This window comes from Streptomyces sp. NPDC097595 (genome assembly GCF_044761525.1).
GTDB classification, from domain to species: domain Bacteria; phylum Actinomycetota; class Actinomycetes; order Streptomycetales; family Streptomycetaceae; genus Streptomyces; species Streptomyces drozdowiczii_A.
Map to the genome: position 1 here is coordinate 1 of NZ_JBIWCN010000004.1, position 20,440 is coordinate 20,440.

A 20,440-nucleotide genomic window follows, 5' to 3' on the forward strand; every position below is an offset into this window, starting at 1 on the left:
CGGGTGATCTTGGTCGTGAACCCGTCTACCAGGAGCTTCGTCGGTTCGTACAGCCCGCCAACCGCCAGGCCGCGCGGTCAGGTTGGAAAGGGCTCCGTAACTCTTGGCAAAGCAAGAACAGTTGTAGGCCGAATCCCTTGCACCGCCACCTGCAACCGGCAGATCTTTCGCAGCGATCGCCACCCGTGCAAGGGCGTCTGGCGACCTCAGCTCGCCCAGGGCATGGCTGGTTGCACTCCAGGGCCGCCCCACCATCGGACGCGAGACTCGCAACTGTGCGTAATGTGAAGACCATCACTGAGGCCGGCCTCAAGTAAGGGTCTCCCCCAGTCCCACCATATCCAGCAGTGCCCGTAGTTCCGGTGGGGTGCCGTGCAGGCGCAGGTTCGGGGCGCCCTTTCTGCGGGCTGTCAGGCAGAGGCGGGCGATCGCCTCGACCGTGGTCAGGTCCGGGTGGACGACGCCGCTCAGGTCGCAGTGCACCGCAGCGGGGTCGGGGGACCCGGCCAGGAGGGCTTCCAGCTCGGCGCACAGGCGGGGGACGGCGTCGCGGGTGAGGTGGCCGGCGACGATGAGCGCGGCCGGGCGCGGGGCTTCCATACCTTGGCAGACCCGGGACCGCGCCGGAATTCACCGCACCGGGCCGGCCCGTCTCAGCTGACGGGGAAGATTCCCGTGTCCAGGTGAAGGCCGAACGGCTCGGGCAGGGTCAGCTTGTCGCCGTACTCGACCGTGGCCAGCTGGCGGTACGTGCCGTCCTCGGGCTCCCCGTAGAGCGTCGCGGTGGGGCGGCCGGAGTGCCAGGGGTCCAGCAGGAGGAAGAGTGGGACGGCCGCCTTCGCGTATCCGCGCACCTTGCCGATGCGGTCGTGGTTGGCGTTGTGCTGCGAGGTGATCTCCACGACCAGCAGCGCTTCCTCGGCGGGGACGTTGTTGCCCGGTCCGGTGGCCACGGCGCGCGGGACGACCACCAGGTCGGGGATGTAGAGCCCGGCCCGGGCGGGGACCGAGACCCCGAGGGTCTGGTAGATCCCCCATTCCTCCGGGATCACGGAGTAGAGCCTGCGCTGCAGCAGTTCGGCAGTGGTGTTGTGGTCCTTGGACGGTGGCGGCGACACAGTGACGATCCCCTCGATGATCTCCACCTTGCAGCCCTCGGGCGCGTCCGTCTCCTCCCGGATCCGGACGAGGTCGTCCCACTCCTGGCCCTGTCCCGGGCCCGGCGCGGGATCGACGGTGAGTGCGCTCATGGCGGTCTCCTCTTATCGGTGCGTCGCCGAGTCCAGCATGCCGAACGGGACCGGTGGCAGTCCACCGGTCCCGTTCACCCGTACGGGGAAGCCGCAGGTCAGGCGATACGTTCCCGCACCACCGGAGTCGCCGCGAACGCCGTGCCCGCGGGCTCGATGTCGTACGCGTCCGGGAGCGCCTTCAGGGCGTAGTCGAACTTCTCCGGGGTGTCCGTGTGCAGCGTCAGCAGCGGCTGGCCCGCGGTGATCTCGTCGCCGGGCTTGGCGTGGAGCTCGATGCCCGCGCCGGCCTGGACCGGGTCCTCCTTGCGGGCGCGGCCCGCGCCGAGGCGCCACGCGGCGACGCCGATGTCGTAGGCGTCCAGGCGGGTCAGGACGCCGGAGGAGGACGCCTTGATGACGTGCTGCTCGCGGGCGACCGGGAGTGCGGCGTCCGGGTCGCCGCCCTGGGCGGCGATCATGCGGCGCCAGACGTCCATCGCGGAGCCGTCCGCGAGGGCCTTCTCCGGGTCGGCGTCCTTGAGGCCCGCCGCGTCCAGCATCTCGCGGGCGAGGGCGAGGGTGAGGTCGATGACGTCCCTCGGGCCGCCGCCGGCCAGGACCTCGACGGACTCGCGGACCTCCAGGGCGTTGCCCGCGGTGAGGCCGAGCGGGGTGGACATGTCGGTGAGCAGGGCGACCGTGCGGACGCCGCTGTCGGTGCCGAGGGCGACCATCGTGGAGGCCAGCTCGCGGGCGTCGTCCAGGGTCTTCATGAAGGCGCCGGAGCCGACCTTGACGTCCAGGACCAGGGCGCCGGTGCCCTCGGCGATCTTCTTGGACATGATCGAGCTGGCAATGAGCGGGATCGCCTCGACGGTGCCGGTGACGTCGCGCAGCGCGTACAGCTTCTTGTCGGCGGGGGCCAGCCCGTCGCCCGCCGCGCAGATGACCGCGCCGGTGGTGTCGAGGACGTCGAGCATCTCGGCGTTGGAGAGGTGGGCGCGCCAGCCGGGGATGGACTCCAGCTTGTCCAGGGTGCCGCCGGTGTGGCCGAGGCCCCGGCCGCTGAGCTGGGGGACGGCCGCGCCGCAGGCGGCGACGAGCGGGGCGAGCGGCAGGGTGATCTTGTCGCCGACGCCACCGGTGGAGTGCTTGTCCGTGGTGGGGCGGGAGAGGCTGTCGAAGTTCATCCGCTCGCCGGAGGCGATCATCGCTGCGGTCCAGCGGGCGATCTCCGTACGGTTCATGCCGTTCAGCAGGATCGCCATGGCCAGCGCGGACATCTGCTCGTCGGCGACCTCGCCGCGGGTGTACGCGTCGATGACCCAGTCGATCTGCTCGGGGGTCAGCTCGCCTCGGTCCCGCTTGGTGCGGATGACGGAGATGGCGTCCATGGTCTGGCGTCCTTCCGGCCGGTACGTACGGTGCGCGTGAGCCCTGTTGACTCTACGCGCATAGAGGGCAAAAGAGGCGCCGGGTGGGCCCGTTGTACGGGACCACCCGGCGGGAGGCGTCAGCCGAGGTGCGACGGGCCGAACGCCTGGGGCAGCATCTCGTCCAGGGTGCGGAAGCCGTCCGGGGTCTCCAGGATCAGCTCCGGTCCGCCGAACTCGTACAGCAGCTGCCGGCACCGGCCGCAGGGGACCAGGCTCTCGCCCGCCCCGTCCACGCAGGTGAAGTGGGTCAGCCGGCCGCCGCCCGTGGCGTGCAGCTGGGAGACCAGACCGCACTCGGCGCACAGCCCGATGCCGTACGAGGCGTTCTCGACGTTGCAGCCGGTGATCGTACGGCCGTCGTCCACCCGGGCCGCGACGCCGACCGGGTAGCCGGAGTACGGGGCGTACGCCCGGGACATGGCGTCCCGGGCCGCGGCCCGCAGGGCTTCCCAGTCGGCCTCGGTGAAGGGCGGGGGCGTCACTTGCCCTGGCCCTTGCGGTAGCGCATGCCGTCCGCCTTCGGCATCCGCAGCCGCTGCGCGGAGAGCGAGAGGACGAGCAGCGTGACGATGTACGGGGTGGCGCTGACGAACTCCGTGGGCACGCTGTCCGTACCGAGGTACCAGACCAGGACGGCGGCCGCGATGACCGCGCTGACGACGCCCTGCACGTAGCTCTTGCGGTAGAGCTTCCACCCGGCGAGGCCGACGAGCACCACGAACAGCAGCAGGAGCAGCGCGTGGACGGACTCGCCGCCGTTGCGCAGCTGGAGCGCGTCGGCGAAGCCGAACAGGCCCGCGCCCATGGCGAGTCCGCCGGGGCGCCAGTTGCCGAAGATCATCGCGGCGAGACCGATGTAACCGCGTCCGCCGGTCTGGCCCTCGTTGTAGATGTGCGAGGTGACCAGGGAGAGGAAGGCGCCGCCGAGCCCCGCGAGGCCGCCGGAGACGATCACGGCGATGTACTTGTACGTGTAGACGTTGACGCCCAGCGATTCGGCGGCGACCGGGTTCTCGCCGCAGGAGCGCAGCCGCAGGCCGAACGCGGTCTTCCACAGGACGAAGAAGGTCCCGATGAAGAGGACGATGGCCAGGATCGTCAGCAGCGAGAGGTTGGTGACGAGGCCGCCGAGGATGCCGGCCAGGTCGGAGACGAAGAACCAGTGGTGCTTCTCGATGGAGTGCAGTCCGTCGGAGAGGCCGGGGATCGTCACCGAGGTGATCTCGTCGGCCGGCGGGGACTGCTTCGGGGAGCCGCCCTTGGCCGCCGCCTCGCCGGTGTTGAACCACAGCTTGGCGAAGTAGGTGGTGAAGCCGAGCGCCAGGATGTTGATCGCGATGCCGGAGATGATGTGGTCGACGCCGAAGGTGACGGTCGCGACCGCGTGCAGCAGGCCGCCGAGCATGCCGCCGACGACGCCGGCGAGGACGCCCAGCCAGGGGCTCGTCTGCCAGCCGGCCCAGGCGCCGAAGAAGGTGCCGAGGATCATCATGCCTTCGAGGCCGATGTTGACCACGCCGGCGCGTTCGGACCAGAGGCCGCCGAGACCGGCGAGGCCGATCGGCACGGCCATGGCGAGCGCGGCGCTGATCTGGCCCGCCGAGGTGACGTCCTGGGCGCCGGTGATCGCGCGCACGGCGGACAGCGCGAGCAGGACGCCCGCGACGATCAGCAGGATGACGGGGAAGGAGAGGCGGGAACGCCCGCTCTTGCCGCCGGAGACCTTGGGGGCCGCCGGGGGCGGGGTGGAAGTCGCCGTGACGGTCACGCCGACACCTCCTGCTGGTCGGAGTTACGGGCGGCCTGTGCGGCGAGTTCCGCGCCGACCTTGCTCTGCTGGCGCTTGAGTCCGTAGCGGCGGACGACTTCGTACGCGATGACGACGCAGAGGACGATGACGCCCTGGATCACGCCGACGATCTCCTTGTCGTACCCCTCGAACTCCAGCTTTCCGGTGCCGCGCTCCAGGAAGCCCCAGAGCAGCGCGCCGAGCGCGATGCCGACGGGGTGGTTGCGGCCGAGGAGGGCGATGGCGATACCGGTGAAGCCGATGCCGACCGGGAAGTCGCCGCTGAACTCGTAGCTGTCGTTGAGCAGCGTGGGCATGCCGATCAGGCCGGCCACGGCGCCCGAGATGAGCATCGAGGTGACGACCATCTTCTTGACGTTGACACCGCTGGCCTCGGCCGCGGAGCCGGAGGCGCCGACCGTACGCAGGTCGAAGCCGAAGCGCGTACGGGAGAGCGTGAACCAGTACGCGATGCCGGCGGCGACGGCGACGACGATGAAGCCCCAGACGGGCGTCGGGGTCGTCGGGAACTCGAAGAAGTGCGAGGACTCCGGGAGCGGCTTGGTGGAGATCTTGGTGCCGGCCTCGTCGAGGTGGCCGAGGCGGTTCTGCTGGAGCAGGTAGCCGATGACCGCGGTGGCGATGGAGTTCAGCATGATGGTCGAGACGACCTCGCTGACGCCCCGGGTGACCTTGAGCAGACCGGCGATGCCGGCCCACATGGCGCCGACGATCATCGCGGTGAGGATGATCAGCGGGATCTGGAGGGCGCCGGGCAGGGTCAGCGCGCCGCCGAGCGCGGCGGCGAAGAAGGCGGCGAGGCGGTACTGCCCGTCGACGCCGATGTTGAAGAGGTTCATCCGGAAGCCGACGGCCACCGCGAGACCCGCGAGGTAGTACGTCGTGGCCTTGTTGAGGATGTAGACCTGGCTGTCCGACTTCAGGCCGTAGTCGAACATGATGCCGAAGGCGTTGAACGGCTCCTTGCCGGTGGCGGCGAGCACGAGTGCCGTCACCAGGAAGGCGACCACGATCGCGAGTACGGGGGCCGCGATCCCCAGGAGCAGCCGCTCCTTGTCGATCTTCTTCATCGGTCCTCTCCCCCTTCGCGGGGGTCGGTGTCGTCGTCCGTGGCGGGCGCGGCGGGAGCCTCGCCCTCCTCCGGCGCTTCCAGGTGGCCGCTGGCCGCGCCGGTCATCGCCGAGCCCAGCTCCTCGGGGGTGATGTCCGCGGGGTCGGCGTCCGCGACCAGGCGGCCGCGGTACATGACGCGCAGGGTGTCGGAGAGCCCGATCAGCTCGTCCAGGTCGGCGGAGATCAGCAGGACCGCCAGGCCCTCGCTCCGGGCCTCGCGGATCTGGTCCCAGATCTGGGCCTGGGCGCCGACGTCCACGCCCCGGGTGGGGTGCGCGGCGATCAGGAGCTTGGGCGCGTGGCTCATCTCGCGGCCGACGATGAGCTTCTGCTGGTTGCCGCCGGAGAGGGAGGCCGCGGTGACGTCGATCCCGGGGGTGCGGACGTCGTACTCGCGCACGATGCGCTCGGTGTCGGTGCGGGCGGCCTTGATGTCGAGGAAGGCGCCCCGGCTGTTGGGCCGCTCGGTGACGTGGCCCAGGATGCGGTTCTCCCAGAGCGGGGCCTCCAGGAGGAGGCCGTGGCGGTGGCGGTCCTCGGGGATGACGGCCATGCCGCCCTCGCGGCGCCTGCGGGTCGGGGTGCGGGAGATGTCCGCGCCGTCCAGCGTGAGGACGCCCTGGTCCGGGGTGCGCATGCCCATGATCGCGTCGACCAGTTCGGACTGGCCGTTGCCCTCCACGCCGGCGATGCCCAGGACCTCGCCCTTGTGGATGGTGAAGGTGATGCCGTCGAGCACGGCGCGCACGGCACCGTCCGGGTCGGTCGCGGTGAGCCGCAGGCCGTCCACGGTGAGCATGGGCGTGTCGGTGACCGTGGACTCGCGGGTCTCCGGGGAGGGGAGCTCGCTGCCGACCATCAGCTCGGCGAGCTGCTTGGTCGTGGTGTTCCGGGGGTCGGCGGTGCCCACGGTGGTGCCGCGCCGGATGACCGTGATCTCGTCGGCGACCGAGAGGACCTCGCCCAGCTTGTGCGAGATGAAGATGACGGTCAGGCCCTCGGCCTTGAGCTCCCGCAGGTTGTCGAAGAGCGCGTCGACCTCCTGGGGCACGAGGACCGCGGTCGGCTCGTCCAGGATCAGGGTGCGGGCGCCCCGGTAGAGGACCTTGAGGATCTCCACGCGCTGCCGGTCGGCGACGCCGAGGTCCTCGACCATGGCGTCCGGGCGGACGCCGAGACCGTACGCGTCGGAGAGCTCCCGGATCTTGGCGCGGGCCCGGTCGCCGATGCCGTAGAGCTTCTCGGAGCCCAGGACGACGTTCTCCAGGACGGTGAGGTAGTCGGCGAGCATGAAGTGCTGGTGCACCATGCCGATGCCGCGGTCGATGGCGTCGCCCGGGTTGGAGAACACGGCCTGTTCGCCGTCCACCGCGATGGTGCCCTCGTCCGGCTTCTGCATGCCGTAAAGGATCTTCATCAGAGTGGACTTGCCGGCGCCGTTCTCGCCGACGAGGGCGTGGACGGTGCCGCGGCGCACGGTGATGTCGATGTCGTGGTTGGCCACGACCCCGGGGAACCGCTTGGTGATACCGCGGAGCTCCACGGCGTTGGGACTGCTGGACGCGTTGATGGCGCACTCTCCTTGGCAGGAGCGGAGGGCGGGGGCGGTGAGGACGGGAAGCAGGGGGGTGGAAAACGTATCGCGCCCGGCCGGCCCCGGTCCCACGCTACGCGCGTAGCGTCGCCGAATCGTTGGCCACCTGATCACAGGTGGCCTCCACCCCGCCGGGGGTACGTGAATCGGGGCCCGGAACGGGCGGCCGAAGCCGCTCGCCGGGCCCCGATCGACGGTGGATCAGGTCGTGGTCTTGACCGTGATGGTGCCGTCGACGATCTTCTTCTTCGCCTCGTCGAGCTGGGTCTGGATGTCCTTGAGGTGGTCACCCGTGGGGGTCAGGCTGACGCCGCCCTTGGCCAGCGAGTACGTCTGGGTGCCGGTGATCGGCTTGCCATCCTTGACGGACTTGACCAGGTCGAAGACGCCGGAGTCGACGTTCTTGACGACCGAGGTCAGGATCGTGTCGGCGTACTTCGACAGGGCCGGGTCCTTGGCCTGGTCGGAGTCGACGCCGATGGACCAGGCGCCCTTCTTGCCGGCGACGGCCTCGATCGAGCCGGCGCCCGAACCGCCCGCGGCGGCGAAGATGACGTCGATGCCCTTGTCGAGCATGCCCTTGGCGGCGGCCTTGCCCTTGTCGGGGCTGCCGAAGCCGGAGAGGTCCGAGCCGGTGGACAGGTACTGGATCTGCACCGTGGCCTTCGGCTTGGTGTCCAGGACGCCTTGGCGGAAGCCCGCCGCGAACTTCTTGATCAGCGGGAGGTCCACGCCGCCGATGAAGCCGATCTTGTCGTCCTTGGACTTCAGCGCCGCCGCGACACCGGCGAGGTACGAGCCCTGCTCCTCGGTGAAGACGATGTTGGCGACGTTCTTCGCGTCGGAGACGGAGTCGACCAGGCCGAAGTTGACCTTCGGGTACTTGGGCGCGATCTTGTCGACCGCCTCCTTGTACGCGAAGCCGATCGCGATGACCGGGTTGTAGCCGCCCTCGGCGAGCGACTGGAGGCGCTGGTCGCGGTCGGCCGAGCTCTCACCGGTCTTGGCGGTGAGCTCCTTCGTCTCGGCGCCGAACTCGGCCTTGGCCTTGTCCAGGCCGCGCGCGGCGGAGTCGTTGAACGAGTTGTCGCCACGGCCGCCGACGTCGTAGGCCATGCCGATCTTCATCTTGCCGTCGTCCGAGCCGCTGCTCTCGTCGGACGACTCGCCGCACGCGGTGGCGGTGAGAGCGAGGGCCGCGGTGACGGCGATCGCGGCGCTGAACTTGGATACCCGGCGCAAGGGAAGGCTCCTTCAAACCTGACCGAAGCGCCTCTTCCGGCGCTGGTTTCGCCGCGATCGTAACGCGCGTAGATGTCAGATAAAGCCCTGTACGGAAGCCGTTATCGGATCGTCGCGAACGCGCGCCGAACCCGGGGCGACGTGTCCGGTTACAGGTGGTTGACGTGGAGCAACGCGGAGGCGGTGAAGAGTTCCACGCCGACCGTGATCGCTTCCTCGTCCGCGTCGAAATTGCCCCGGTGGAGGTCGAGCCCGCGCGTGTCGCCGGGGGTACGGACGCCCAGGCGCGCCATGGCCCCCGGGACGTGCTCCAGGTACCAGGAGAAGTCCTCCCCGCCGAGGCTCTGCTCGGTGTCCTCGATGGCATACGGTCCCCGGCGCGCGGCCATCGCACCGGCCAGCAGGTCGGTCGTGGCGGCCTCGTTGACGACGGGCGGGACGCCCCGGACGTAGTTGATCACCGTCTTGGCGCGGTGCATTCCGGCCACCTCGTCGATCGCGGCGTGCACCAGGTCCGGCGCCTCGCGCCACGCCTTGAGGTCCAGGCAGCGGACCGTGCCGGAGAGCTCCGCGTGCTGCGGGATGACATTGCAGGCGTGGCCCGTCTCCAGGCGCCCCCAGGTCAGGGCCAGCCCGGCCCGTGCGTCGACCCGGCGGGCCAGCAGGGCGGGCACCTCGGTGGCGACCTTGGCGGCGGCGGTGACCAGGTCCGTGGTCAGGTGGGGGCGGGCGGTGTGGCCGCCGGGTCCGTCCAGGGAGAGTTCGAGGCGGTCGCAGGCGGAGGTGATCGCGCCGACCCGGAGCCCGATCCGGCCGACGTCCACCTTCGGGTCGCAGTGGACGCCGATGATCCGGCCGACGCCCTCCAGGGCCCCGGACTCGATCGCGTCGGGCGCCCCGCCGGGCAGGACCTCCTCGGCCGGCTGGAAGATCAGCCGCACCGGGTTGGGCAGCAGCCCCCGCCGGTCCAGCTCGGCGAGCACGAGGCCGGCGCCGAGGACGGTGGTGGTGTGGATGTCGTGCCCGCAGGCGTGCGCCCGGTCGGGCACGGTGGAGCGGTACGGCACGCCGCTCTTGGTGTCCGGGATGGGCAGCGCGTCGATGTCGGCCCGGAGCGCGAGCATCGGCCGGGTGTCCTCCCCGCGCGCCCCGACGTCACACATGAGCCCGGTCCCGGAGGCGAGCACCTTGGGCGCGAGCCCGGCCTGCTCCAGCCGGGCCTTGATCGCCGCGGTGGTGCGGAACTCCTGATTGCCCAGCTCAGGGTGCATGTGGAGATCCCTGCGGAAGGCGATCAGCTCGGCGCGCAGGGCGTCGGGCAGAGCGCCGGGCAGGCTCTCGTCCTGGGAGGGACCGGCTTCGGACTCGGGACAGATCAACTGGCTCACCTTTTGAAGGGTAAGCCTGTTCCCTCCTCAACTGACCATGAAACAAGAAAACTTCAGCCACACAGGCGAATGTTTGGCCGCGTCCCGGCGTGTGGGACGCGCGCGGGATGGGTAAACTCGCCGGCCCCCGCGCCACACCCACCGGGCGATCGTCAGCCCGTCAGCCCCCGGCGCATCGGGAAGAGCCCCAGTCCGATGCACAGGGCCCCGGGCGCCAGCAGGTCCAGGCTCATGGCCATCATCACGACCCCGGCCAGCACCCACAGCGGGGACCACGCCGGGACCTCGCCCCGGCGGAAGAAAGCGAGCAGCGCGACGACCGCCAGCAGCCCCAGCCAGAACAGCATCGGCAGCACCGTGTAGACGACCGGCATCACACCGGGCACGTCCTGCACCTTCTCGAACATGTCGCCCATCGCCCGCTCGTCCGCCGCGAGGAACCCGACCACCAGGTCGATCACCGCCTGGACCGCCACGGCGGCCGTCCCCAGCAGCCCGGCCCCGATGGCCACCCGTACGCCCGTGCGTCTGCCACCGCGTACACCGTCCGGCATGCGCAGGCCGAGGAAGACCGGAACGAACGTGAGCGCCCCGGCCAGGAACAGCACGTGCGCCACCGTCCACCACGCACCGGGCCCGTAGTCCCCCATGGCCCGCCCGGCAGCCCGCACCAGCCCGTAACCGGCCATCAGGGCCGGGCCCAGCATGAACGCCTGTGTACTGAAGCTCTTCTGAAGTCGCGTCATTTCCGTGATCGGCATGCTTCGATCATCGCCTCGGCGCACTCTCCGGCCATCGGGGATGACCCTCGGTCGACCCTGATCAGCCCGCACACACCAGCTGGGGTCGGACTCGGGGCCGGCACCCGTGACGGCCCCGGCTCAGCCTGCCGCGGGCGACCGCCCCTCACGCCTCCCCCGTCACCGCCGTGACCCGCCAGGGCGCCAGGCGGTGGACGTCGCGGGCGGTCTCCGTGACGCCGCTCAGGAAGCCCTGGGCGCGGGGGGAGGCCGTTTCGTGGAGCCATTCCGGGGCGATGTCGCAGACCGCGACCTTGACCTCGGTGCCGGCCAGGGCGAGGGGCAGGGTGTGCACCACGGTGGACGGGAAGCTCAGGACCGTGCGGCCGATCGGGCCTCGGCGGGCGATGAGCTCCAGGGGGAGGTCGGGGCGGACGATCTCCAGGCCGGTGGCCGCCTCCAGGGCGTGCAGCTTCTCGGTGGACTCGCGGCGGTGCGCGAAGTAGCGGGTGGCGCCGTGCGTACGGGCGAGGGCGGCGACCGCCTCCAGATAGCGGGCCCGGTCCACCACGCCCGTCTCGACCAGCGAGGTGCCGACCAGGTCCGCGCCCTTGGTGAGCGAGGGCGGACCGAAGCGGGACCGGGTCCAGGAGAAGGTGTTCGGGATGAGGGTGACGCCCGGCGGCGGGATCACCGGCATGGCGGTGAACAGCTCGACCTCGCGCGCCGCCGACGGGGTGAAGCGGCGCCGCGCGGTGGACGTCACCGGGGCGAGGGCCAGGCCGCGCGGGTCGAAGCCGCCGCGCCGGTGCCAGCGCACGAGGCGCTCGCCCCGGGTGAGCTGGGCGACGAACTCCATGGTGGCGGTGCCGTCGTCGACCACGGTGAGGCGGCGGGGGCGTACGAGCGACAGCAGCAGCTGCACGTAACGCGAGAAGGGGTCGCCGATCACTATGTGGTCGGCGTTGCGGACGAGCCGGGTGAGGGCGCGCAGCGACTTCAGGGGGGTGCCCGAGTCGCCGCGCGCCTCCTGCCAGCGCACGGTCATGCCCTCGTCGCGGGCCAGCTCCGCCATCCGGCGCAGCTGACCGCGCGACATCGGGTCGACCGGGGGGAGGACGACGACGGTGACGTCCGTGAGGACGCGCCCGCCGCCTCCCTCGGTGACGGCCCACTCCAGGACGTTCAGGAGCTGGACCGGGCTCTCGACGAAGGCGAGGTTCACCGGCCGGCCCGTCAGACCGCGACCGGCTCGGCGGCCGGGGCCGCCGCGTCGCTCTCCGCCACGACGCCCGGGACCCGGCGGAGCTTCTTCATCGGACCGAGCTCGGACTCGTACACCTTCTTGACGCCGTCGCCGAGGCTCGCCTCGATGGTGCGGATGTCGCGGACGAGGCGGGACAGGCCCTGCGGCTCGACGGACGCCGCCTGGTCGGAGCCCCACATGGCGCGGTCCAGGGTGATGTGGCGCTCCACGAACGCGGCGCCGAGGGCGACGGCGGCGAGGGTGGTCTGGAGGCCCGTCTCGTGGCCGCTGTAGCCGATCGGGACGTTGGGGTACTCCTGCTGGAGGGTGTTGATGACCCGCAGGTTCAGCTCCTCGGCCTTCGCCGGGTACGTGGAGGTGGCGTGGCAGAGAAGGATGTTGTCGGAGCCCAGCACCTCGACGGCGTGCCGGATCTGGCGCGGGGTCGACATGCCGGTGGAGAGGATCACCGTGCGGCCGGTGGCGCGCAGGGTGCGCAGCAGTTCGTCGTCGGTGAGCGAGGCGGAGGCCACCTTGTGGGCGGGGACGTCGAACTTCTCCAGGAAGGCGACGGCCTCGGTGTCCCACGGGGAGGCGAACCAGTCGATGCCGCGCTCGGCGCAGTGCTCGGAGATCGCCCGGTACTCGTCCTCGCCGAACTCGACGCGGTGGCGGTAGTCGATGTACGTCATGCGGCCCCAGGGGGTGTCGCGCTCGATGTCCCACTGGTCGCGCGGGGTGCAGATCTCCGGGGTGCGCTTCTGGAACTTGACGGCGTCGCAGCCGGCTTCGGCGGCCACGTCGATCAGCGCGAGGGCGTTGTCGAGGTCGCCGTTGTGGTTGATGCCGATCTCGCCGGTGATGTAGACGGGGTTGCCGGGTCCGGCGGTGCGGTTGCCGAGGGTGCGCAGGCGGGAGGTGCTCATGAGGGTGTTCCTTACTGGGTGGGGGCTGTGGTGAGGGTGGGGCCCAGGAGCCAGGCCGCGATCTCGCGGATGGCGCCGGAGCCGCCGGGGGTGGTCGTCACGGCGCGCGCCGCTGCGCGCACCGAGTCGTGGGCGCTCGCGACGGCCACGGGCCAGCCGGCGAGCGCGAAGCAGGGGAGGTCGTTGACGTCGTTGCCGACGTACATGACGCGTTCGGGTGCGAGGGACTGCTCGTCGCACCACTGCTTGAGCGCGAGGTCCTTGCGGTCGACGCCGTGCAGGACGGGCACGCGCAGCTTGTGGGCGCGGGCGGCGACGACGGGGTTCTGTTCGGTGGACAGGATCAGCAGCGGTACGCCCGCTTTGCGGAGGGCGGCGATGCCGAGCCCGTCGCCCCGGTGCACGGCGACGGTCTCGCGGCCGTCGGAGTCCACGAGGACCCGGTCGTCGGTCTGGGTGCCGTCGAAGTCGAGGACCACGGCGTCGATGTCGTCCAGGGTCGGCAGCGGGGCCGGGTCGAGAAGGGGAGCGAGCGCGCGGGCGCGGGCCAGGTCGTGCGGGTCGTCGATCTCCAGGACGCGCGCCGGGTCGGTGCGGACCAGCGCGGTGTGGCCGAAGAAACGGTGCCGGTGGGTGCGGAAGCCGGCGGCGTCCATGGCGTAGGCGGCGCCCGTTTCGAGGAGGTCCTCGGGGCGGTCCTGGCGGCGCGGGCGGACCCGCTTGTCGTGGTTGACGCCGTAGTTGTGGTCCTCGACCGCGGTGCCGTCGCGCCACAGGAAGCCGTGGAAGGGGGCGACGGTGAGGGCGGTGTCGGCGCCCTCGTGGGCGACGGCGGCGGCGACCCCGTCGATGTCCTCGCGGGTGACGAAGGGGCTGGTGCACTGGACGAGCAGGACGACGTCGGCGGTGCGTCCGCGCAGCGCCTCGTAGGCGTCGAGGGCGTGCAGCACGGCGGCCTCGCTGGTCGCGGTGTCGCCGGCGATCTCCTCGGGGCGCTGTACGCAGTGCAGCCGGCCGCTCTCGCCGAGGGCTTCGGCCGCCGCGCGGGCGGCCTCGGCGACGGCGGGCGCGTCGGTCGTCACCACGACGTCGGTGACCTCGCCGGAGGCCAGGCAGGCGCGGACGGCGCGGGCGACGAGCGGGACGCCGCCGACCCGGGCGAGGTTCTTGGCGGGTACGCCCTTGGAGCCGCCGCGCGCGGGGATGACGGCGAGCACGGTGGGTCGGTTCATCGGTGCTCCAGTAGGTGACGTGACAGTGGTGTTCACAGCTCCCCCATCCGCCGGACGACCGGGGCGACGCGCTGGACGCCGTGCCGGTACGCGCCCCGGGCCGCGTCCCGGACCGCCTCGCGCACCGCCGTCCTGACCCGGCCGGCCTCGCGGGGCGCGGCGGCGCCGGGCAGCGGGTGGCCGTCGGGGGCCAGGTGGTGGCGGGCGAGGATGCCGGGGAGGTAGCCGGGGGCGGTGGCGGGCGTGTAGTAGGGCGCCGGGTCGGGCAGCCGGCCCCGGGCCAGCAGTGCGGTGACCCGGGCCCGTGCGGTGTCGTACGCGGTGGGGTAGCTGCCGTCTGCGGCGACGCCCTGGCCGGCCAGCCATTCCGGGTCGGGTTCCGGGTGCCCGCCGCCGTCCAGGTGGTCGAAGGAGGTGAGCAGTCCGGACCCGGTGAAGTGGTGGTTGCCGAGGGCTTCGCGCACCCCGAGGTCGGTGAGGACGGCGGTGGGGATGCGGCGGTGCAGGGACTCCAGGGCGGCCGTGGAGGAGACGGTGACGAGGAGGTCGGTGCGGTCCAGGACCTCGCCCATGTGCCCGTACACCAGGCGGAAGTTGGGCGGGAGCCCGCCGGGCAGGCGCTCGGCGAGCCGCTGGTAGGGGTGCTCCTCGATGTGCGTGGTGTGCTCGCCGGGCTTGGAGCGCAGCTTCAGCAGCACCTCGCGGCCGGGGTGCAGCCGGGCATGCTCGACCAGGCGCCGCAGCAGGTACGTCCGGTCGGCGCGGTTCTCCGGTACGGAGGGCTGGGCGGCGAACACCAGGGTGTCGCGGCCCGGTTCGGGCCGGTACGGCTCGCCGCCGAGGAACGGGAGGGCGGCCTCGGTGACGGCCGAGGCGTCGGCGCCCACTCCCTCGTACACCGTACGGAAACGCTGCGCGTCGTGACGGGAGTTGGCGAGGACGACGTCGGCGCCGTGGCGCAGCAGGAGCCCGTCGGTGAGCTTCTCGTAGACGACGCCGACGTAGCCGGTGACGAGGACGGGCCGCGTGGGCAGCCGGAGCGCCGCGATGCCGTGCAGCATGGCCTGGACCGCGCCGCCGACGAGGGCGAGGACGACGACGTCGTACCCCTCGTCCCCTACGGCGTGCAGGAATTCGACGGCGGTCACCTCGCGCACCCGGTCGGCGGGGATCCCCACGTCGCCTACCTCGGCGAGCTGGCGGGGGGTCGGGGTCGCCCGGCCGCGCAGCAGCAGTCCGCTGATCTCCACCCGCTGCGCGGGCGCCCCGGACACGGGGGCGGTGAGGCGGTGCGCGGTGAGCGCGCCCCATTTCCACCGGGTGTCGGAGTCGGCGATCACGGCTGCCCTGAGGGCCGTCGTCTTTTCGGTACGTCGTGGCACGTCTTCGAATTTAGGAAGGCATTCGGATTCGCGGCCCAACGTGACGGCAACAGCGGGTTAACAGCCCGCCGACTCCCGGAGAATCAGCTGATGGAATGGGTGTTCCGGGGCGGGGATTCGGGCCGGTTCATGGTCCCGACATTCTTCGTTCACCTGGTGTACCCGTCGGGTCCAGGGTAAATGCCGGACCGCCCCCTAGCGTGGTCCGCGTGGTCAAGCTCTCCGTCATCGTGCCGTTCTACAACGTTCGGGCCTACGCCCCCGACACCCTGAGAAGTCTGCGGGCCAATGCCCGCGAGGGGGTCGAATTCATCCTCGTCGACGACTGTTCGTCCGACGGGACCCTGGAGATCCTCCAGCGCGCCGAGCGCGAGCTCCCGGGTGCCGTCCTGGTCCCGCACGAGCGGAACGGGGGCCTGGCCACCGCCCGCAACACGGGGATCGACGCGGCGCGCGGCGAATACCTCACGTTCCTGGACGGGGACGACTGGGCGGCGCCCGGGCACTACGAGCGGCTGCTGGCCGCGATCACGGCCCTGGGCTGCGATTTCGTCCGTACGGACCATGTGCAGTTCACCGACCGGGTGCGCACGGTCCACCGCGTCCCGTTCGGGCTGCGGAACACCGTGGTCAGCCCGCGCGAGGTGATCCTGCCGGCCGACCGCTCGACGCCGGTGGACTACGCGTACGCCTGGGCCGGTGCCTATCACCGCCGGCTGGCGGATTCGGGGCTGCTGCGGTTCCGGGACGGGCTGCGCACGGCGGAGGACCGGCCGTGGATCTGGCGGCTGCACCGGGAGGCGGAGTCCTTCGCGGCGGTCGGGCTGCCCGGCATCTTCTACCGGCGCGGGGTCGCCTCCTCGCTCACCCAGATCGGCGATGTGCGCCAGCTGGACTTCATTCGCGCGTTCGACCAGGTGCTGGAGGAAACGGCCCTGGATCCGGACGCGGACCGGCTGATGCCGAAGGCCGTGCGTACGTACTGCGCGGTCATGGCGCACCATTTGGAATCCATCGAAAGGTTCGAACCAGCAGTGGCCAGGAAATTGCGCTCGATGAGTGCGGCTTCGCTGCGGCGCATGCCTCAGGACATTCTCGCGGAAACGCTGAATTCGCTGGGTGAGCGCCGTGCGGACCGGCTGCGCCGGGTGCGCCGCCGTTCCGTGTCGCGGGAGGTCGCGGCCTGATGCCCGGCAGCACGTCCACCGTCCAGGTCTTCTCGGCGTGTACGCAGTACGCCGCCGCCACGCTCGTCGCGGCCCTGCGCTCCGGCATGTTCGGGCCGCGCTCCGAGCACCGGCGCATCCTCGTCGTCAGCGACACCTCGCCCTCGCCCGAGCTCGGCACCCCGCTCCACCACCGGCCCGGGTTCGAGGCGCTGGCCGCCGAGTTCGACGCGGTGCGGTCCTGGAACGACTTCATCAGCCCCTTCCACCCGGCCGGCTGGGCGCCCCGGGAGCAGGACGCCCCGCTGTGGGAGCGGGCCGTGCGCGCCGCCTGGGACCTGGGCGACGAACCGGTCGAGCTGGCCTGCGAGTCCATCCAGGCCAACCCCGCGCAGGCGCTGGCCACGGTCTTCGGGGACAGCCCGCTCCATGTGTACGCGGACGGCCTGATGAGCTACGGACCGACCCGCAGCCGGCTCGACCAGCTGGTCGGCACCCGCATCCGCCGGCTGCTCCACCTGGACCTGGTGCCGGGGCTCAAGCCCTTGCTGCTCACGGAGTTCGGGGTGGAGCCGGAGGTCGTCCCGACGGACGCCTTCCTCAAGGTGCTGGGCGAGCTCGCCGACCCGGTCGCCGCCCCCGAGGCTCCGGGCCCCGCGCTCGTCCTGGGTCAGTACATGTCCACGTTGGGCATTCTGACGCCTCGACAAGAAGAGGACCTGCACGCGGGGATGGTGCGCGGCGCGGTCGCCCTCGGCCACACCCGCATCGTCTTCAAACCGCACCCCAGCGCCCCCGCCCACTGGACGCGCGCCCTGGAGGAGGAGGCGGTACGGCTCGGTGCCGTGCTCACCGTGGCGGACACCCCGGTCCTGGCGGAGACGCTGTTCGCGTCGATGCGCCCCGCCCTCGTCGTCGGCTGCTTCTCCACCGCGCTGCTGACCGCCGCCTCGTTCTACGGACTGCCGGTCGCCCGCCTGGGCACGGGCCCGCTGCTGCACCAGCTCAGCCCGTACCAGAACAGCAACCGCATCCCCGTGACCATCGTGGACGCGCTGCTCCCCGACCTGGACGACCCGCAAGCGGTGACCGGGTGGTCGATGCCCTCGCCCGAGGAGATCGCGCGCGGGACCGCCGGGCTGGTCGGCGCGGTCGGCTACGCGATGCAGCCGCAGCTCCAGGCCCCCCTGCGCCCCGCCGCCGAGCGCTATCTCAGCGGCCACCGGGACAGCGTGCGGCGGTACTTCAAGCGGCGGCGGCTGACCGCGCTCGGGCTGCCCGGGGCGATTCCGGCGCAGCTCACGTTCATCCCGCGCAACGCGACGGTCCGCCGCATCGCGCGCCGGGCCCGCACCCTGAAGAGGGCTGCGGCCGGCTGAGCATGAGGAAACTCCCGATAGTCCGGTCGCCGCGCGGCCGGGCCGCCGCCCTGGCCGCCGTGCTCGCCGCCCTCACCGTCTGCGCCGGGGACGCGGTGGCCCGCGGCTACCCCTTCGGCCCGCACACCCGCAGCGTCAACGACCTGGGAAACCAGTTCGTCCCCTTCCACGCCCGCCTCTGGGACCTGCTCCACGGCCGCGCCGACGGCGGGCTCCTCCTCAACTGGCAGTCCGGCTTCGGCACGGGCTTCCTGCCCGACTTCGGTACGTATCTGAGCAGCCCGCTCGCCCTGCTCGTCGGGGTCTTCCCCCGGGACCGCATCGACCTGGCGGTGTACGCGGTCACGCTGGTGAAGACGGGGGTGGCGGCGGCCGCGATGACCTGGCTGCTGACGGCGCTCCGTCGCGGCCGGAACCGGGAGTGGGCGGCGGTCGTGCTCGGGGCCTCGTACGCGCTGTGCGGGTGGTCGGTGATCGAGGCCGTGTACAACCCGATGTGGCTGGACGGGCTGATCGCGTTCCCGCTGCTGTGCCTGGCCGCCGAGTGGGCCCGTACCGGCCGGCGGCCGGTCCTGGGCACGCTGCTGGTGACGCTGGCCTGGGTGTCGAACTTCTACACCGCGTACATGGCGACGCTCGGTGCGGCGCTGGTGCTGTTGGTGCGGCTGCTGGTGGAGGACGGGACGCGCCGCGAGCGGATACGGGGGCTGGGCCGCGCGGTCCGGACGGTCGCGCTCGGGATCGGGCTGGCCGCGCCGGTCCTGGTGCCGGTGTTCCTCGGGACGCGGCACGCCTACCCGGGCTGGACGCGTGAGTTCGCCCCGGCGGCCTGGCCGGACGTCGCGGCCCGGTTGCTGCCGGCCACGTACGGCTTCTTCAGCCCGGCGCTCTTCCTCGGCACCGGCGCCCTCCTGCTCGCGGGCGCCCTGGCCTTCCACCGGGCCGTCCCGCGCACCGAACGCCTCGTGTGGGCGGGGCTCGTGGCGGGGGTCGCGCTGTCCTTGCAGTGGGGGCCGACGCATCTGCTGTGGCACGCCTTCGCGACGCCCAACGGCAGCCCGTACCGCCAGACGTTCGTGCTGTCCGGGCTCCTGGTGATCGCCGCCTGGCTCTCGGTCGCCTCCGGCTGGCCGGACCGGCGGGCGCTGCTCGGCGGCGCCGGGGTGGTCGCGCTGATCGCCGCCGGGGCCGCGTCCAGCGCCCTGGTCACCGCCTGGACGTACCCGCTGTTCGCGGTGGGCCTGGCGGCCGTGGCGGGCGCCCTGGTGCTGGCCCGGCAGGGCCGGTACGCCGTGCTGGCGGCGCTGTTGCTGGTCGGGGCGCAGGCCGGGCAGGCCGCCGCGACGACCGCGTACGCCGACCGGCAGCGGCTGGGCCGGCTGGACGACTACGCCCCCTGGGGCGAGCGCCAGCGCCTCCAGGCGGCCGCGGTCGCCGAGGCGGACGGCTGGCCGCGCTACCGGACCGATCCGGGCCTGGAGCAGAGCACGGCGAACGATCCGCTGCTGACCGGCGGCCAGGGCGGGGCGTACTACAGCAGCCACACCCCGGACGTCCTGACCCGCACCTTCCTCGCCCTGGGCGCCGGCTGGACGTCCAACGGCCGGGCCCTGCACGACCTGGACAGCCCGGTGACGGACGCGGTGTTCTCCGTGGGCGCCCGGGTGCACATGCCGCGCGACCCGCACCAGGGCTGGAACCGCCCGGACGACCGCCCGGTCACGGTGACCCACGAGGACGTGCCGCCGCTGGTGACCGTACGGCCCGCCAACGGGTCTCCCCCTTACGGGCGTTCACCCTTCCGCAACCAGGAGAAGCTGCTCGGCGCGTCCGTCTACACCGTGCCGACGACCACTCTGCGCGCGGCGGACGGAAGCAGTGCGCCGGACGCGGGCGCGTACGACTACGCGGTGCGCCCCGGCACCTACACCCTCCGCGCGGCCTGTCCGGCGGGCAGCGAGGTGTATCTGTGGGCGCCGGACCTGTTCGGCCGCGCACGGCTCGGGGCGGCCGAAGAGGCCGACTTCCGGGGCGAGTTGCCGGGCCGCCGGGCCGAGCTGCGGAAGCTGGGCGACGGGGGCGGGGCGCTCGACGCGGCCTTGCGCGTGGCCCGGCCGGGGACCGTCCCGCACGAGGCCGTCGGCTGCCTGGACCGGGACCGGCTGGCCGCCGCCGTGGCCGGGCTGAAGCGGACGGGGGCGACGCGGGTGACGGTGACCGGGAGCGGGGTGCGCGCCGAACTCCCGGCCGGGACGCGGGGCCTGGCGGTGCTCGCCGCGCCCCGGATCGCCGGGTGGAGCTGCGGGGGACGCCCGGCCGGCTCGTACCTCGGGCTGGTCGCGGCCCCGGTGAGCGGCGACCGGCCGGTGCTCGACTGCACCTACCGGCCGCCGGGGCTGAAGGCGGGGAGCACCGCCGGGGGCGTGGCGCTGCTGGGGCTGGTGGCCGTGGGGGTGACGGGGCGGATGCGGCGGCGGCGCGGGGCGGCACCGTAAACCCGTACACCCGCGACGACACCGAGACTTCATCTCCGCGTAGTGGGGCGGCCCGGCGC

General features: G+C 72.2%; 17 protein-coding genes. 3 read left to right on the forward strand and 14 right to left on the reverse strand.

The features are described from left to right. Positions 1 to 309: 309 nt before the first annotated feature. The 14 genes from ACIQZN_RS07135 to ACIQZN_RS07200 all read right to left on the reverse strand — a co-directional run bounded on the left by ACIQZN_RS07135 (position 310) and on the right by ACIQZN_RS07200 (position 15,341). Positions 310 to 600 carry an STAS domain-containing protein gene (locus ACIQZN_RS07135; RefSeq protein ID WP_403989192.1) on the reverse strand — a complete coding sequence of 97 codons (291 nt, stop codon included), beginning with the start codon at positions 598 to 600 and terminating at the stop codon, positions 310 to 312. A 53-nt stretch (positions 601 to 653) separates the two neighbouring features. After that, positions 654 to 1,250, reverse strand: coding sequence for a Uma2 family endonuclease (locus ACIQZN_RS07140; RefSeq protein WP_403989194.1), 597 nt, complete (start codon positions 1,248 to 1,250; stop codon positions 654 to 656). A gap of 98 nt (positions 1,251 to 1,348) precedes the next feature. Beyond that, positions 1,349 to 2,626 carry a thymidine phosphorylase gene (locus ACIQZN_RS07145; RefSeq protein ID WP_403989196.1) on the reverse strand — a complete coding sequence of 426 codons (1,278 nt, stop codon included), beginning with the start codon at positions 2,624 to 2,626 and terminating at the stop codon, positions 1,349 to 1,351. A 119-nt stretch (positions 2,627 to 2,745) separates the two neighbouring features. Continuing rightward, a complete protein-coding gene (locus tag ACIQZN_RS07150; RefSeq protein WP_073964308.1) occupies positions 2,746 to 3,150 on the reverse strand; it encodes a cytidine deaminase in 405 nt (134 codons plus the stop codon). After that, positions 3,147 to 4,436 carry an ABC transporter permease gene (locus ACIQZN_RS07155; protein ID WP_403989198.1) on the reverse strand — a complete coding sequence of 430 codons (1,290 nt, stop codon included), beginning with the start codon at positions 4,434 to 4,436 and terminating at the stop codon, positions 3,147 to 3,149. Before ACIQZN_RS07155 ends, ACIQZN_RS07150 begins: the two co-directional genes overlap by 4 nt. After that, the gene (locus ACIQZN_RS07160) at positions 4,433 to 5,548 is read right to left on the reverse strand and encodes an ABC transporter permease (protein ID WP_403989200.1); all 1,116 of its coding nucleotides are present in this window, start codon (positions 5,546 to 5,548) and stop codon (positions 4,433 to 4,435) included. The genes ACIQZN_RS07155 and ACIQZN_RS07160 overlap by 4 nt, the downstream gene beginning before the upstream one ends. Next, the gene (locus ACIQZN_RS07165) at positions 5,545 to 7,134 is read right to left on the reverse strand and encodes an ABC transporter ATP-binding protein (RefSeq protein WP_403989202.1); all 1,590 of its coding nucleotides are present in this window, start codon (positions 7,132 to 7,134) and stop codon (positions 5,545 to 5,547) included. The genes ACIQZN_RS07160 and ACIQZN_RS07165 overlap by 4 nt, the downstream gene beginning before the upstream one ends. Positions 7,135 to 7,386: 252 nt before the next feature. After that, a complete protein-coding gene (locus ACIQZN_RS07170) occupies positions 7,387 to 8,427 on the reverse strand; it encodes a BMP family protein (protein ID WP_403989204.1) in 1,041 nt (346 codons plus the stop codon). A 149-nt stretch (positions 8,428 to 8,576) separates the two neighbouring features. Then, positions 8,577 to 9,806, reverse strand: coding sequence for an amidohydrolase (locus ACIQZN_RS07175; protein WP_403989887.1), 1,230 nt, complete (start codon positions 9,804 to 9,806; stop codon positions 8,577 to 8,579). Positions 9,807 to 9,967: 161 nt separating this feature from the next. Next, positions 9,968 to 10,576, reverse strand: coding sequence for a hypothetical protein (locus tag ACIQZN_RS07180; RefSeq protein ID WP_403989206.1), 609 nt, complete (start codon positions 10,574 to 10,576; stop codon positions 9,968 to 9,970). A gap of 145 nt (positions 10,577 to 10,721) precedes the next feature. Continuing rightward, complete coding sequence (locus tag ACIQZN_RS07185; protein ID WP_403989208.1) at positions 10,722 to 11,780, reverse strand: hypothetical protein; 1,059 nt, start codon at positions 11,778 to 11,780, stop codon at positions 10,722 to 10,724. A gap of 11 nt (positions 11,781 to 11,791) precedes the next feature. Then, positions 11,792 to 12,727, reverse strand: a complete 936-nt coding sequence (locus ACIQZN_RS07190) for an N-acetylneuraminate synthase family protein (RefSeq protein ID WP_018519148.1) — start codon at positions 12,725 to 12,727, stop codon at positions 11,792 to 11,794. Positions 12,728 to 12,738: 11 nt separating this feature from the next. Then, positions 12,739 to 13,959 (reverse strand): cytidylyltransferase domain-containing protein, encoded by a 1,221-nt coding sequence (locus ACIQZN_RS07195; RefSeq protein ID WP_403989211.1) that lies wholly within the window; start codon positions 13,957 to 13,959, stop codon positions 12,739 to 12,741. 32 nt (positions 13,960 to 13,991) lie between these two features. Next, on the reverse strand, positions 13,992 to 15,341 hold the full coding sequence (locus tag ACIQZN_RS07200; protein WP_403989213.1) for a DUF6716 putative glycosyltransferase: 1,350 nt from the start codon (positions 15,339 to 15,341) through the stop codon (positions 13,992 to 13,994). A gap of 209 nt (positions 15,342 to 15,550) precedes the next feature. On the opposite strand from ACIQZN_RS07200, the gene ACIQZN_RS07205 reads away from it, so the two are divergent. From ACIQZN_RS07205 to ACIQZN_RS07215, 3 genes are read left to right on the forward strand one after another with little or no spacing between them, the layout of a single operon-like run. Then, positions 15,551 to 16,528, forward strand: a complete 978-nt coding sequence (locus ACIQZN_RS07205) for a glycosyltransferase family 2 protein (RefSeq protein ID WP_403989215.1) — start codon at positions 15,551 to 15,553, stop codon at positions 16,526 to 16,528. Then, on the forward strand, positions 16,528 to 17,886 hold the full coding sequence (locus ACIQZN_RS07210) for a polysialyltransferase family glycosyltransferase (RefSeq protein ID WP_403989217.1): 1,359 nt from the start codon (positions 16,528 to 16,530) through the stop codon (positions 17,884 to 17,886). Before ACIQZN_RS07205 ends, ACIQZN_RS07210 begins: the two co-directional genes overlap by 1 nt. Before the next feature lie 2 nt (positions 17,887 to 17,888). Further along, positions 17,889 to 20,381 (forward strand): YfhO family protein, encoded by a 2,493-nt coding sequence (locus ACIQZN_RS07215; RefSeq protein WP_403989219.1) that lies wholly within the window; start codon positions 17,889 to 17,891, stop codon positions 20,379 to 20,381. The last annotated feature ends 59 nt before the right edge of the window (positions 20,382 to 20,440 follow it).

Coding starts and splice junctions, on each gene's coding strand:
- ACIQZN_RS07145 (WP_403989196.1), bottom strand. CDS start 2,626: ATGGACGCCATCTCCGTCATCCGCACCAAGCGGGACCGAGGCGAGCTG.
- ACIQZN_RS07215 (WP_403989219.1), top strand. CDS start 17,889: ATGAGGAAACTCCCGATAGTCCGGTCGCCGCGCGGCCGGGCCGCCGCC.
- ACIQZN_RS07135 (WP_403989192.1), bottom strand. CDS start 600: ATGGAAGCCCCGCGCCCGGCCGCGCTCATCGTCGCCGGCCACCTCACC.
- ACIQZN_RS07210 (WP_403989217.1), top strand. CDS start 16,528: ATGCCCGGCAGCACGTCCACCGTCCAGGTCTTCTCGGCGTGTACGCAG.
- ACIQZN_RS07190 (WP_018519148.1), bottom strand. CDS start 12,727: ATGAGCACCTCCCGCCTGCGCACCCTCGGCAACCGCACCGCCGGACCC.
- ACIQZN_RS07160 (WP_403989200.1), bottom strand. CDS start 5,548: ATGAAGAAGATCGACAAGGAGCGGCTGCTCCTGGGGATCGCGGCCCCC.
- ACIQZN_RS07140 (WP_403989194.1), bottom strand. CDS start 1,250: ATGAGCGCACTCACCGTCGATCCCGCGCCGGGCCCGGGACAGGGCCAG.
- ACIQZN_RS07180 (WP_403989206.1), bottom strand. CDS start 10,576: ATGCCGATCACGGAAATGACGCGACTTCAGAAGAGCTTCAGTACACAG.
- ACIQZN_RS07195 (WP_403989211.1), bottom strand. CDS start 13,959: ATGAACCGACCCACCGTGCTCGCCGTCATCCCCGCGCGCGGCGGCTCC.